Source organism: Cellulosimicrobium sp. Marseille-Q8652, assembly GCF_965112045.1.
Genome location: NZ_CBCOPS010000002.1, coordinates 367,501 through 381,015, shown reverse-complemented (window position 1 = coordinate 381,015; position 13,515 = coordinate 367,501). Strand labels below are relative to the sequence as shown.

Sequence of the window (13,515 nt, the reverse complement as noted above, 5' to 3'; positions counted from 1 at the left end):
CGCGCGCCGGGGGCGACGTCGTCCGCCGGGCCGTCGTCGCCCGAGACCCGGATCAGGCGCAGGCGGCGGTCCCCGCAGGCTCCGTCGCGCGAGCCGGGGACACGCTCCCGTCGGGATCGAGCGGCTCCGGCGTGGTGCCGGGCGCGAGGATGCGGGACGTGAGGGCGAAGGCGCCCAGGAACGCGACCGTCCCCACCAGGCAGACCACGTCCGCGGAGAACGGCACGCCCTCCCACCACCACTCGGCGGGCGTCAGCCGCAGGCGGACCACGTCCTCGCCGGTCACGTAGCGTCGCACGTTCGTGTACAGGGCGACGGCGCCCGCCGTGCTCACCGCGAGCACGACGACCCATCGCTGGACGGTCGTCAGCCCGAAGTCCCTCCGCTCGCGCTCCGTGCTCGTCGTCGCGACGGCCGCGAGGAGGATCAGCAGCGGGTAGAGGTAGCGCGCCTGGACGCTCCCGGCAGGGCTCGCCGACGTCGCCTCGATGTAGGTGGGGACCACGACCGCAGCGAGAGCCACGCCGGCCACCATCGCCCCGCGCCACACGCCGACGTGGGCCAGGCCGGCGAGCACGACGGCGAAGAAGCACCCCGTGACGAGCACCCACACGACGGCGGGCAGAGAGGTGTCGAGCCAGCCGAGCGGGCTCATCCCGAGAGCCCCGACCCAGTACCCGAGCGCGTCCCACGCCACGAGGACGAAGTCGCCGACGCTCGCCCGGACGGTCTCACCACCGCCGACCGCCTGGCCCGCGGTGAGGTAGCTCCACGCCGCGACCGCGGCGAGCACGACCGGCAGCGGCAGCCGGACGAGCGCCCGGCGGGTGACGCCGGTGACCGAGAGCGCCGTGACGACCGCTGCCCCGATGCCGACGATCGAGTACACGGACGCGTCGGCCCGGGACCCCGCCGCGAGCGCCAGGGACGCCACGGACACGAGGGCGAGCACGACCACCCGCCAACGGTCCCGCGCGGTCAGGAAGCCGAGGACCCCGAAGAACAGCGTGAGCGCGGACGTGACCGCCCAGCTGCTCGGGTTGATCGAGGGGATGACGAACGCGCCGAGCGGGACCACGGTGACGCCGACGGTCGCGACGACCGCCCGCCGCACCCGGCCGGAGCTCGCGACGTAGGTGGCGGCCAGCATCGCCGCGGCGACCAGCACGTTGACGAGCCGCATCACGAGGACGGAGCGCTCGAGGTCCGGACCGACGAAGGCGCTCATGGTCGCGTAGAAGACGGGCGGGTAGTCGCCCGCGTGCGCGCCGAAGTTCCCGCGCTCGGTCTCGACCATCCCTGGCTCGTCGGCGCGCTGGCAGGCCGCGGACTCGGCGGGGTCGAAGGCGAAGCAGGGAGCGTTGCGCACGTCGACCGGGACGGCGTACGTGGCGCCGGCACCCTCGCCGTCGACGACGCACGCCCCGTCGCGGTCGCCCTGCGCGCACCAGATGCTCGCCAGGTGGTAGTCCTCGTCGGGGCTCGAGCCCACGGGTGAGGCCAGCGCCCACGACGTGAGGAAGACGACGAACAGCAGGAGACCGACCAGCGGTGCCGCGGCGGCGCCCGCCGCCCGTCGGGACCGCCGGGTGCCCGGAGACACCGACGCCGACCGGTCTGCGGCGACCCGCTCCACGCTCAGGCCTCGGTCTCGACGGCGTCGGGCACCGAGGTGGCGGCGGAGGCGGTGACGTCGACCGTGCCGGAGGACGGCGACGACGGAGGGGTCGCCCCGGCGCCCGTCCGCCTCTCCAGGTCCAGCCGGAGCATCGCCAGCTCCTCGGCGAGCGTGCGCGTCTCCTCCTCCAGCGTGGTCAGCTCGACGCTCAGCTGGATGCAGACGCCGAGGAGCACGGCGAGAGCCGCGGCGAACAGCAGGTTGCTCGGGGTCGCCACGCCGAGCACGGAGGCGATCGCCGTCACCACCACCGGGAACGCCCCGATGACGGACACCGCGACGGCGAGCAGCAGCCACGCCGCCGCGTACTTCTCCTTGAGGCGGCGCGTCCGCAGCAGCACGACGAGGAAGACGACGAGGGCGACGACGACGGCGAGCGCGAGGTAGTACGTGTTCATCGGGTCTCGACCTGGGGTGTGACGGGGCGCGTCAGCGCGATGAGGAGCGCGAGCATCGCCCGCGAGAGGAAGAGCGCGGCCTTCGCGGCGTTGTGCGACGGCGTGCCGCCTGCGCGCGCGCGCATCGAGACGCCGACCTGCCGCACCGTGAGGCCGGCGCGCGCGGCGATGACGAGGGACTCCACCGTGTCGCCGAGGTACTCGGCGGGGTACTCGCGCGCGAACAGCTCGACGGCACGACGGTTCGACGCCTTGAAGCCCGACGTCGTGTCGGTCAGGCGCGTCCCCGCGACCCGCGACAGGACGCGCGAGAGCAGGCGCATCGCCCAGCGGCGCGGTCCCCGGACGGAGTACGACCCCGTGCCGGCGAACCGCGCGCCGATCACCACGTCGGCGCCCTCGACGGCCAGGGTGTCCACGAGCTTGGTGACCTCGGCCGGGTCGTGCTGTCCGTCCGCGTCGAGCTGCACCGCGACGTCGTAGCCCTCGTTGCGCGCGAACTTGTACCCGGCGCGCATGGCACCGCCGACACCGAGGTTGAGCGGAAGGTCGAGCACCATCGCGCCGCCCTGCCGCGCGACGCGGCCGGTGCCGTCGGTCGAGCCGTCGTTGACGACGAGGACGTCGGCCCGGGGGAGGCGGACGCGGAGGTCGGCCAGCACGCCCGGCAGCGCCTCCTCCTCGTTCCACGCGGGCAGGATCACCAGCATGCGCGGCGGCGAGGGGGCGGTCACGAGGGTGCATCCTACCGCTGTCCGCACCGCCGCCCGGCCCGCGTGCGTCCGAGCACCGGCGGGGTCAGATCATGCTCTCCACGGTGTCCGCGACGACCGCGCTGGGGCGCGCCGAGTCGGTCGCGTCACCCGTCCGGTAGTCCTCGACGTGCTCGAGGAACGCGGCCAGCCGCCCGCGGTCCATCTCGGTGAGCACGACGTTGGCGCCCAGCCCCTGGTGCCGCTCCGTCTTCAGGCGGTGCACCGCGCACGGGATGCCGAGGTGGGCGCACTCCTCCTGGACCCCGCCGCTGTCGGTCACGACGAACTCCGCCCCCGAGAGCACGGGCAGGAACTCGACGTAGCGGAGCTTGTCCCGGAGGAGCAGGTGCTCGCCGTCGAACACCTCGGTCAGGCCGTACTCCCGGAGCCGCGCCTTCTCGGACTCCCCGGCGAAGTACACGATCGGGATCCGCGCCGCGTGCTCCCGCAGGACGGCGAGCGCGGCCGCGTAGGCGTCCCTGTCCCGCACGAGCTCGAACCGGTGCAGCGTCGCGAGCCCGTAGCGCTCCGGCAGCTGCAGGGACGCGCCGCCGGCGTCCTCCGCGAGCGCCGTCCGCACCGCGTCGATGACCGTGTTCCCCCCGGTGACCACGACGCCTCGCCGCCCGGCGAGGTTCTTCGCCTCGACCTCGCCGGGTGCGAAGTGGACGTGGGCCAGCCGCGCGGTGAGCTTGCGGTTGATCTCCTCGGGGAACGGGTGGAGGAGGTGCCCGCTGCGCAGCCCGGCCTCGACGTGCCCGACGCGCGCGCCGAGCACCCTGCCGATCACCGCGCCGAACAGCGTGGTGAAGGTGTCGCCGTGCACGAGCACGACCGGCGCAGCGCCGTCGGCCCGCAGGCGCGCGCGCAGCTCGCGGCGTCGCGTGAGCACGGTGCGGGCCAGGCGGAGCACCCACCCGGGGACCTGCCCGGTCCGGGCGAGGTTCGTGGCCCCCTCCTCGGGGACCAGCCACACGGCGGGCTCCGGGAGGTGCAGGTCGGCGAGGACGCCGGGCAGCTCGTTGACGTGCTGTCCGGTGTACCAGATCTCCGCCGACCGGCCCCGGGAGCCGAGCTCGTGGTGGACGGGGGCGATCTTGATGAGCTCGGCAGTGGTGCCGACGATGAAGGCGATCAACGTAGCCAGGGTCCCTCCGCGTGACGTCGCGCCAGCCTACAGGCGCGCGGAGGGCGGCTAGCCTATGCGCGTGACCACTCCCCTGCCCGATCTCGCGCCGACGACGGGCGCCCCGTTGACGGACCTGAGCGTCGTGATCCCCGTCTACGACGAGGAGACGTGGATCCGGCGCTCGGTGGGTGCGGTGCTCGCCGCCGCGGACCGCGCGGGGGTGCGCGCGGAGGTCGTCGTCGTGGACGACGGCAGCACCGACGGCACGGCCGACGTCGTCGACGAGCTGGCGTCGGCCGACGCGCGCGTCCGTCGCCTCAGCCAGCCGAACGCGGGGCGGATGGCCGCCCGGACGGCCGGCGCCCGCGCGGCACGGAACCGCTGGGTCCTCCTGCTCGACTCGCGCGTGCTCGTCGGCGAGGACTCGCTGCGCTGGATGGTCGAGAACCTGCCCGCCCGGCCCGAGGCCACGGTGTGGTGCGGCCACGTCGACGTCGAGACCCGGGGCAACGCCACGGCGGCCTTCTGGTCGGGTCTGGCCAAGGTCGGCTGGCGCCGGTACTTCGCGGACCCCCGGCTCGTGTCGTTCGGGGCGGACGACTTCGACCTCTACCCCAAGGGCACGACGTGCCTCCTCCTCGAGCGCGAGCACTTCCTCGAGCTCGCGGCGTCGTTCGACTCGCTGTTCGCGTCCCACCAGCTCGCGAGCGACGACACCCGGCTGCTGCGCCGGGCCGCCGCCGAGCGGCGCATCTGGCTCTCGCCGGACTTCGCGTTCACCTACCACGGCAAGTCGGGCGTCTCGGGCTTCCGCCGGCAGGCCTACTTCCGCGGGACCACCTTCGTGGACAGCTATCTCGGCCAGTCCCGGCTGCTCGGCGGCCTGCTCGTCGCGGCGACCGTCGGCGGGGCGGGCCTGGTCGCGCTCACGGTGGCCCGACCGGTGCTGGGTGCCGTCGGGCTCGGGGCCGTCTGGGCGCTCGTGCCGGCCGCCGTCGCCGCGTCGGGCGGCAAGGGCGCGGAGGTGCGTGCCGCCGCGGCGCTGACCCCCGCGTTCGTCGCGCTCTTCGGCGCGGGCGTGCTCCGAGGCTTCTTCCTGGCGGCCCGGCACGCGCTGCGGTCCCGCGGCTCGCGGGCGTGAGCCCGGCACGCGGCGGCGGGAGCGCGCGCGTCCTCAGCGTGGGCGTCGCGATCGCGATCTCGAGCGTCGTCGGCTACCTCCTGCTCGCGGTCGTCGGCCGTGCGCTCACCCCGGCGGAGTTCGGCCTGTTCGTCTCGTTCTGGGGCGTGCTCTTCGGGCTCGCCGGCTCGTTGTCCACCATTGAGCAGGAGGCCGCCCGGCAGGCGGCGGAACCGGGGACCAGCGCGCGCGCGCCGATCCGCCGCGTGGCGGCGACCGCCGGCGTCATCGCGGCGACCGCCGCGGCGCTCACGCTCCTGCCGCCGGTCGCCCTGCGCTTCTACGGCGACGCCGACAGCCGGCTCGGGGTCCTCGTCCTCGTCGCGGTCCTCGGCTTCGCCGTGCAGTTCACGGTCCGCGGCATCCTCGTCGGGAGCGGGCAGGTCCGCCGCTACAGCGTCCTCGTGATCCTCGAGGCCGTCTCGCGACTCGTCGTCCTGCTGGTGCTCTGGGCGACCGTCGGCCTGACCCTCGGCACCGCCGCCGCGGCAGTGGTCGTCGGGTCGTACGCCTGGCTCGTGTACGCCCGGCAGCTCCGCCGTCCGGCGTCCGGCCCGGTCACGGACCCGGGCAGGGGTACGACCACGGGCACGGACGACGGGCGTGCGTCGTGGTCCGCCTCCGCCGCGCGCGCAGGCTCGCTCATGCTCGCCGCGGGCCTGACGGCGAGCATGATCACCGGGTACCCCACGATGGTGACGGCCTTCTCGGGCGGGGAGCTCGGCGCGGCGGGCGGCACGGTCTTCGCCGCGCTCACCGTCTCGCGCGTGCCGCTGCTCTTCGTCGCGCCGCTCCAGGCCCTCGCCGTGCCCGCCATCGTGCGGTGGCGCCACTCGGGCGGGGGCACGGCTCGCGCGCGCCGGTTCCTCCTCCTCGGCGTGGCCGCGACGCTCGTCGTGGGCGCGGCCCTCGCGACGGGTGCCTGGTTCCTCGGTCCGTGGGCCGTGCGGCTCGCCTACGGCGCGGACTACGTGATCGCTCCCGCCGCCATCGCGGGCCTGGTGTTCTCGGCGTGCCTCCTCGCCGGCCTCCAGCTCATGTCCGCCGCCCTCATCGCGTTCGGGAGCTACCGCTGGGTCGTCGTCGTCTGGGCGACGGGAGCGGTGTCGACCGCGCTGTGGCTCCTGCTGAGCCCGCTCGACCTCGTCCCGTCCGCGGTGGTCGGCGCGGTCGTCGGACCGCTGACGGGCGCGCTCGTCGCGGCCGTGACCCTGTGGCGGCTGTCGACGGGACTCGTGACGGCGGCGCCGCGCCCGGCGACCGGCAGCGTCTAGGCTGCATCGCGTGCCTCCCCACCCCGCGAGACTGCGCGTCACGCTCACCGTCGAACAGCTCTGGCAGCCGGTACCGGGCGGTTCCGGGACCTACGTGCGCGAGCTGTCCCGGGGCCTCTGGGAGCGTGACGACGTCGTCGTCGCCGGTGCCCGGGCGCGCGGTCCGGCCGACGACCGCGGGCTCCCGCCCGCGATGCCGGTCCACCGGTCCGTCCTCCCGCGCCCCGTGCTCTACGAGGCGTGGTCCCGCTGGCGTCGCCCGCGCGTCCCGGGTCCGCGGCCCGACGTGGTCCACGCCACCACCTGGGCCGTCCCGCCGCGGACGGCGCCCCTGGTCGTCACCGTGCACGACCTCGCGTTCCGCCGTGCCCCGGAGCACTTCACCGCCCGCGGCGTCGAGTTCTTCGAGCGTGGGCTCGCCGTCGTGCGCCGGGAGGCCGACGTCGTCGTCACGCCGTCCGAGGCGACGCGGCAGGACTGCATCGAGGCGGGCGTCGACGCCGAGCGCGTCCGCGTGATCCCGCACGGCGCGGAGGGCCCGCGGGTCACCGCGGAGCAGGCCCGCTCCTTCCGGCAGCGGCACGGCCTCGACCGTCCGTTCGTGCTCTGGTGCGGCGCGCTCGAGCCGCGCAAGAACGTCGCGGGCCTCGTGGACGCCTACCGGGACCTGGTCGCCCGTGGCACCGAGCTCGACCTCGTCCTCGCCGGTCCGCCCGGCTGGGGCGACGCGGGGCGCGACGTCGCCTCCCGGCTCGCGCACGTGCCGCCCGGACGGGTCCACCTCCTCGGTGCGCTCAGCGTGCACGACCTCCACCTCGCGTACGCGTCCGCACGGGTCTTCGCGTTCCCGTCGTGGTGGGAGGGGTTCGGGATGCCGGTCCTCGAGGCGCAGGCGCACGGCACCCCCGTCGTCACGTCGGTCGGCACCTCGATGGCGGAGGTCGGGGGCGACGGCGTCGTCCTCGTCGACCCGGCGGACACCGGCTCCCTCGCCGCGGGGATCGAGCGCGCGGCCGGCGACGCCCACGACGCGCTCGCGCGCGCCGCCCGGGAGAACGCCGCGCTGTACACGTGGGAGCGATCGGCCGCCGCGCACGCCGAGGCGTACCGGGACGCGCTCGGGGCGGCCGCGTGAGCGCCCCGGTGGCGCCCCGGGTGCGGGCCGTCGTGGTCACCTGGAACGGCGCGGACCTCCTGCGCGAGTCGCTCCCCTCGCTGCTCGACCAGGACCTCGCCGACGGGGAGCTCGACGTCCTGGTCGTGGACAACGGCTCGTCGGACGGGACGCTCGCGATGCTCGCCGCGGAGTTCCCGACGGTCCGCGTGGTCGCGAGCCCGGTGAACCTCGGCTTCGCCGGAGGAGCCGAGCTCGGGCTGCGGGACCTCGACGCGGAGTACGCCGTGCTGCTCAACAACGACGCCCGGTTCGAGCCCGACGCCGTGCGGCAGATGGTGGCGGTGGCCGACGCCGAGCCCGCCGTCGGTGCGGTGACCGCGCGGATCCTGCTCGTGGAGCACGACGCGCTCGGCCGGACGGTCGTCAACTCGACGGGCAACGTCGTGGGCCCCGACGGCGCGGGCGGCGACCGGGACTGGCTGGCCGTGGACGGCACGATCGACCCGGACCCCGAGGTCTTCGGCTTCTGCGGAGGAGCGGCACTGCTTCGGGCCGCCGCGCTCCGCGAGGTCGGGTCGTTCGACCCGTGGCTCTTCCTCTACTACGAGGACACCGACCTCTCGTGGCGGCTGCGGGCCCGGGGCTGGACCGTGCGCTACTGCGCGACCGCCGTCGCCCACCACCGCCACGCCGCGAGCAGCGACGCCACGAGCCCGCTGTTCCGCTACTACAACACGCGCAACTCCCTCGTCGTCCTCGCCCGGCACGCGCCGCCGGTCGTGGTGGCGCGCTCCACCGTGCGCCAGGTCGCCGCGGCCGTCGTGCACAGCGTGCGCCGCTCGGAGCGGTCCGCCGTGACCGCCGCCCGCCGTCGCGCCGTGGTCGACGCCGTCCGCCGCGCGCCGACCACGTGGCGCGAGCGGCGGAGCCTCTGGCGCGGAGCGCGCCGCACCCGGGCCGAGGTGTTCCGCGTCGCGACGGCGCAGGGTGCCCGCCCCACCGCTCCCCGCCCGCCCGACTAGGCTCTGATCCTTCCGTCCAGCACCAGGAGGCCGTGTGACCGTCGTCGTCGTCGCCACCGCACCCACGAACGCCGCGGCCCGCGCGACCGTCCGGTCCGTCCACCGCGTCGACCCGGGCGCGCCCGTCGTGGTCCTCGCGGTCGACGACGGGTACGTGCCCGTGCGCGACGAGGAGGTGCGGCGCCCCGAGGACGTCCTGCCGGACGCGGAGCTGCACCGGTGGGCGGCGCTGCTCGCGGAGGACCAGCTCGTGCGGCTCCTGGGCACGCGGCTCGCGGGCGAACTGCTCGCCGCGGGGCACGCGGTGCTCCTGGTCACCGCCGGCGTCGTCCTGCTCTCCTCCCCTGCCAGGATCACGCAGCGCGTCGACGAGACGGGGCTCGTCGTCCTCAGCCGGACGACGGACCCGCTCGCCCCCGGGCCCCAGGACACGGCGGCGGCGCTCGTCCCGCGACCGCGGCTGGCGACCGACCTGCTCGCGCTCGGGCCGGCGGTCCTGCCCGCGCTCCCTTCCCTCGTCCGTCTGCTCGAGTCGTGGGAGGTGGGCGACGCCGCGCTGGACCTGTTCGCGATGGCGGTGCCCGTCACCGTGGTGCGCGACGACGCGGCGCTCGTGTCCCGCTGGAACACGCCGCGCCAGGCACGCTTCGACGAGGAAGGTGCCGTCCTGCGCCGCGACGGGCGGGACGTCGTCGCGCTGGACCTCGGCGGCCTCGACCCCGCCCGACCCTGGCTCTTCGACGTCCGGAGCGACGACCCGCCCCGGCTCCTCCTCAGCGAGCACCCCGTCCTGGCGCGCCGGTGCGCGCGCGAGGCCGTGCAGCGCGAGCAGGACGTGCAGCGCGAGCAGGACGCGCGGCGGCCCGCCCGACGGTTCTCCACGACGGCGTCGGGCGTCCCGGTCCACGACCACCTCCGCCGGGTCTTCCGGCGGGCGGCGTCCGAGGGCACCGCGTTCCCCGACCCCTTCGACACCGGGTCCGTGCCGGCCCTGGACGCCTGGCTGCTCGAGGCGCTGCCGCCGGGTCACGAGGCGGGCGTCGCGCGCTACCTCGCGGCGGCGTACGACGAGCGCGACGACCTGCGCGCGGCCTTCCCGCTGGTCCCCGGGCCCGACACGCGGGCGCTGGTCGACTGGGCGCTGGCGAGCGGGGTCGGCGAGGAGCCCTACGACGCGGGGCTGATGCGGGCCGCCGCGAGGGCCACGGCGGCGGCGCAGCGGGCTGCCCCGCTGCGGCAGCAGGGTCACCACCCGCACGGGGTCAACCTCGTCGGGTACCTCGCGGGCGAGCTCGGGGTGGGCGAGTCGGCGCGCCTCGTGGAGCAGGCGCTCACGGCGGGCGGCGTCCGGCACTCCACCGTGCCCGTGGCACGGAACCTGCAGAGCCGGAACTCTGCCGCCTACGAGGCGTCCCGGGACGACGAGGTCTTCGACGTCACGCTGCTGTGCGTCAACGCCGACCAGACCCCGGAGATCGCGGCCGCGGTCGAGGGCATCACCGCGGGGTCCCGGCGGATCGGCATGTGGTACTGGGAGGTCGAGTCGTTCCCTGCCGACCACGCCGCGGCGTTCGAGCACGTCGACGAGGTGTGGACCGCCACGGACTTCGTGCGCGACGCCGTCGCCGCCGTCTCACCGGTGCCCGTCGTCACCGTGCCGCCGCCCCTCCCCCAGCGGTCGCCCGAGCGCCCGGCGCTCCCCGAGGGCCTCGGCATCCCCGCCGGTCGCCCGTACTTCCTCTTCGCCTTCGACTACCTGAGCACCGTGGAGCGCAAGAACCCCTGGGCGGTCGTCGACGCGTTCCGGACCGCCTTCGCCCCGGGCGAGGGGCCCGTGCTGGTGCTCAAGACCATCAACGCCGACCGACGTCCGGCCGACGCCGAACGGCTCCGGCTCCTCGTCGCCGGGGACCCGGACGTCGTGCTGATCGAGGGATACCTCGCGGCCGCCGAACGGGACGCTCTCGCGGCGTCCTGCGCGTGCTACGTCTCGCTCCACCGGTCCGAAGGGCTGGGCCTGACCATCGCCGAGGCCATGGCGTGGGGCCGGCCGGTCGTCGCGACGGCGTACTCGGGCAACATGCAGTTCATGACCGAGGACAACTCGTTCCTCGTCCCGTGGACGAGCACGCCGATCCCCGAAGGAGCCGACCCGTACCCGGCGGGGAGCCGGTGGGCGGATCCCGACGTCGCCGCCGCAGCAGCGCACCTGCGCACCGTGATCGACGACCCGGAACGCGCCCGGGCGGTCGGTCGACGGGCCGCGGAGGACATCCGGACGCTGCACTCGCCCCAGGTGGCGGGACGACGGATGGCCGAGCGCCTCGCGGAGGTGCGCAGGACGAGGAGCGCCGACCGGCTGACGGGCCTGCGCGACGTCGTCGCCCGCCGTGGGCGAGCGCTGCGGGGCTCCTTGCCCTTCACGCGCTGAGGGCGGGCGCGCCGCGCGCACCCGCCCTCTGTCCGCGGTCCGGTCAGGACGAGGGGCCGAGAGCCCTGCGCACGCGACCGCCGGCCCGTCGGGCGACCTCCCCGATCCCACCGGCGCGCAGGTAGTCGCGCGCCAGCGCGAGGTCCGCACGCAGCCCGCCTCGACGCTCGAAGCCGCGGGCGACGGTCTCCGGGTCCCCGAGGTCGTAGTGCAGGTCGGCCGCGCGGCGCGGGAAGCGGCAGAACTCGACGAGCGGTCGCAGGACCTCCGCCCAGCGGTACGACTGCGCGAAGCTCTTCACGTTCCGACGCGCGGCGGCGATCGCCTCGTCGTCGAAGAGGTAGGTCTCGAGCGCCGCCTCGAGCGCCTCGACGTCCTCGGGCGGCACGGCCGCTCCCAGGCCGTGCTCGGTGATGAGCCCGCCGAACGTGTCACCGCTCGTCGCCACGATGGGCAGCTCGGCCCACAGGTAGTCGAGGATGCGCGTGCGGAAGCTGAACGCCGTCTCGACGTGGTGGAAGTGCGTCGAGACGCCGAGGTCCGCGTCCAGCAGGTAGTCGGCACGCTCGCCGTACGGCACCCATCCCTCGTTGAAGAAGATGTGCTTGCCGGTCAGCCCCAGCTCGTCGGAGAGCTGCTGGAGCTCCCAGGCGATCCGCATGTCGGGCACGCCGGGGTTGGGGTGCTTCAGGCCCAGGAAGTACAGGCGCACCTCCGGGTGCCGACGGCGCAGCCGGTCGACCGCCCGCACGAGGGTCAGCGGGTCGAACCAGTTGTAGACCCCACCGCCCCAGAGGATGACCTTGTCGTCGGGGCCGATCCCGGGGACCGTGCCCTTGATCGCGTGCCGGCGCTGGACCGGGTCCTCGTCGGCGATGCCGAACGGGACGACGGCGATGAGCGAGTCGAGGCTCTCGTCCTCGTCGTAGACCGCGGCGTTCACCCGGCCCTGACCCGCCATCTGCCCGAGCCAGAAGTCGCGCTGCTTCTCGGAGGCGCACAGGACGAAGTCCGCGCGCGCGAGCTGCTCGTTGAGCACACGCGTCGTCTCCCGGATCGACCGGTCACGACCGCTCGGACCGAGGTCCTTCGCCTGCTCGAGCTGCTCGAGGTGCATCGGGTCGTAGACGTCGGCGACGAGGATCTTCGAGCTCTCCTTGAGCCAGGGCGCGCCCTCCAGGAGGAAGCCCTGGAAGACGATGACGTCCGCCCAGTCGGTCTGCTTGCGCAGCTCGCGGCCGTGCGCGTGCACGACGTCGAACTCGGGAGACTCCACCTTGACGCCGGCCGTCGACAGGAGCCGGACCTCGGCGACCGGGGCGAGCGCGTGCGCGATCTCCCACGCACGGATCGCCGGTCCGGCCATCCGCTCCAGGAGGGGCTCGCCGGTCACGACGAGCACGCGCTGCCGCGACACGAAGTGCTCGTCGATGCCGAACGCCGCGACGAGGTCGGTGTGGGCCGTCAGGTAGCTCTCGATCGCGTAGGCGGGCTCGATCGCGTGCCGGAAGAGCGGGAACAGCTCGCGGTCCGAGCGCCGGCGCCGGGCCTGCAGCTCCCGGCGCGACTCGACGAGCGACGGGAGCTGCTCCACGAAGTAGTCGATCGCGAGCGGGCCCGTGAGCGCCATCTTCTCGACCTCGACCGTGCCGACGTCGTCGCCGCCGGGCGACCGCTGCAGGTCGAGCATCGTGGCGTCCGTGCCGGTGCGTGCGACGGACCGCCGGACGGCGAGCGCCATCGCGGCCGGAAGGGCTCGCGCGAGCGACTCGTCGTCGAGGTTCTTGTACATCGAGAGCAGCGCGTTGCGCTCCAGGAGGTACGACTCCCGGTAGTTCCCGAACTTCTTCATCGTGACGTGGTGCTTGTGGTACGCCACGGACCCCGGGACGTACCGGACGCGGTAGCCGAGGAGGTTCAGGCGCCAGCCGAGGTCGACGTCCTCGTAGAACATGAAGAAGCGCTCGTCGAACCCGCCGACCTCCCGGTACAGCGCGGCCGGGACGAACATCGCCGCGCCGGTCCCGAACAGGACGTCCTTCGGCACGTCGTACTCCGGCGAGTCGGGCCACTCCGCCTCGCGCTTGTAGCCCATGCCGTACCAGGTGAGCGACCCGTCGACGTAGTCGACGAGCTTCCCCTCCCAGTCGAGGACCTTCGAGGCGACGGCACCGACCGAGGGGTCGGCGCTCATCGCCTCGACCGCCGCCGTGATCCACCCCGGGCCGGGACGGGCGTCGTTGTTGATGAAGCCCACCCACTGACCGGTGGCGTGCGCGACACCCGTGTTGCACCCGCCGGCGAAGCCGAGGTTGCCGCCCGACTCCACGACCTTCGCGTGGGGCACGGCCGCACGGATCCGCTCGGCGCTCCCGTCCTGCGAGTCGTTGTCGACGACGATCAGCTCGAGCCGCTCGCTCGGCCAGTCGACCTCGTCGAAGGCCCGGAGGCACGTGATCGTGTCGTCCGCGCCCTTGTAGTTGACCAGGACGACGGAGACCACACCGTCGCGCACTGTCGGCTCGTTCACG

10 protein-coding genes are annotated in these 13,515 nt (G+C 74.7%); 5 read left to right on the top strand and 5 right to left on the bottom strand.

Features of this window, described 5'->3' with window-relative positions:
• Nucleotides 1-52: 52 nt before the first annotated feature.
• From ACWPWV_RS11655 to ACWPWV_RS11640, 4 genes are all read right to left on the bottom strand, one after another.
• Nucleotides 53-1,603, bottom strand: coding sequence for a DUF2142 domain-containing protein (locus tag ACWPWV_RS11655; RefSeq protein WP_454043150.1), 1,551 nt, complete (start codon nucleotides 1,601-1,603; stop codon nucleotides 53-55).
• 35 nt (nucleotides 1,604-1,638) lie between these two features.
• Nucleotides 1,639-2,076, bottom strand: a complete 438-nt coding sequence (locus ACWPWV_RS11650; protein ID WP_454043149.1) for a DUF2304 family protein — start codon at nucleotides 2,074-2,076, stop codon at nucleotides 1,639-1,641.
• Nucleotides 2,073-2,786 carry a glycosyltransferase family 2 protein gene (locus ACWPWV_RS11645; RefSeq protein ID WP_454044526.1) on the bottom strand — a complete coding sequence of 238 codons (714 nt, stop codon included), beginning with the start codon at nucleotides 2,784-2,786 and terminating at the stop codon, nucleotides 2,073-2,075. The genes ACWPWV_RS11650 and ACWPWV_RS11645 overlap by 4 nt, the downstream gene beginning before the upstream one ends.
• A gap of 88 nt (nucleotides 2,787-2,874) precedes the next feature.
• A complete protein-coding gene (locus ACWPWV_RS11640) occupies nucleotides 2,875-3,969 on the bottom strand; it encodes a UDP-N-acetylglucosamine 2-epimerase (protein ID WP_454043148.1) in 1,095 nt (364 codons plus the stop codon).
• Between the two features lie 70 nt (nucleotides 3,970-4,039).
• Between ACWPWV_RS11640 and ACWPWV_RS11635 the strand changes: the two genes are divergently transcribed.
• From ACWPWV_RS11635 to ACWPWV_RS11615, 5 genes are read left to right on the top strand one after another with little or no spacing between them, the layout of a single operon-like run.
• The gene (locus ACWPWV_RS11635; protein ID WP_454043147.1) at nucleotides 4,040-5,101 is read left to right on the top strand and encodes a glycosyltransferase; all 1,062 of its coding nucleotides are present in this window, start codon (nucleotides 4,040-4,042) and stop codon (nucleotides 5,099-5,101) included.
• Entirely contained in the window at nucleotides 5,098-6,414 is a 1,317-nt protein-coding gene (locus ACWPWV_RS11630; protein WP_454043146.1) for a hypothetical protein, read from the top strand. Before ACWPWV_RS11635 ends, ACWPWV_RS11630 begins: the two co-directional genes overlap by 4 nt.
• 10 nt (nucleotides 6,415-6,424) lie before the next feature.
• Nucleotides 6,425-7,549: a glycosyltransferase family 4 protein gene (locus ACWPWV_RS11625; protein ID WP_454043145.1), complete on the top strand. Its 1,125-nt coding sequence runs from the start codon at nucleotides 6,425-6,427 to the stop codon at nucleotides 7,547-7,549.
• Entirely contained in the window at nucleotides 7,546-8,553 is a 1,008-nt protein-coding gene (locus ACWPWV_RS11620) for a glycosyltransferase family 2 protein (protein WP_454043144.1), read from the top strand. Before ACWPWV_RS11625 ends, ACWPWV_RS11620 begins: the two co-directional genes overlap by 4 nt.
• A 34-nt stretch (nucleotides 8,554-8,587) precedes the next feature.
• Nucleotides 8,588-10,984: a glycosyltransferase gene (locus ACWPWV_RS11615; RefSeq protein WP_454043143.1), complete on the top strand. Its 2,397-nt coding sequence runs from the start codon at nucleotides 8,588-8,590 to the stop codon at nucleotides 10,982-10,984.
• A gap of 43 nt (nucleotides 10,985-11,027) precedes the next feature.
• Here the strand turns inward: ACWPWV_RS11615 and ACWPWV_RS11610 are convergent, their stop codons facing one another.
• Nucleotides 11,028-13,514: a glycosyltransferase gene (locus ACWPWV_RS11610; protein WP_454043142.1), complete on the bottom strand. Its 2,487-nt coding sequence runs from the start codon at nucleotides 13,512-13,514 to the stop codon at nucleotides 11,028-11,030.
• Nucleotide 13,515: the final 1 nt, after the last annotated feature.

What these genes read in the sequence shown, in the direction of transcription:
- ACWPWV_RS11650 (WP_454043149.1), bottom strand. Translation starts at nt 2,076, where the DNA reads ATGAACACGTACTACCTCGCGCTCGCCGTCGTCGTCGCCCTCGTCGTC.
- ACWPWV_RS11645 (WP_454044526.1), bottom strand. Translation starts at nt 2,786, where the DNA reads ATGCTGGTGATCCTGCCCGCGTGGAACGAGGAGGAGGCGCTGCCGGGC.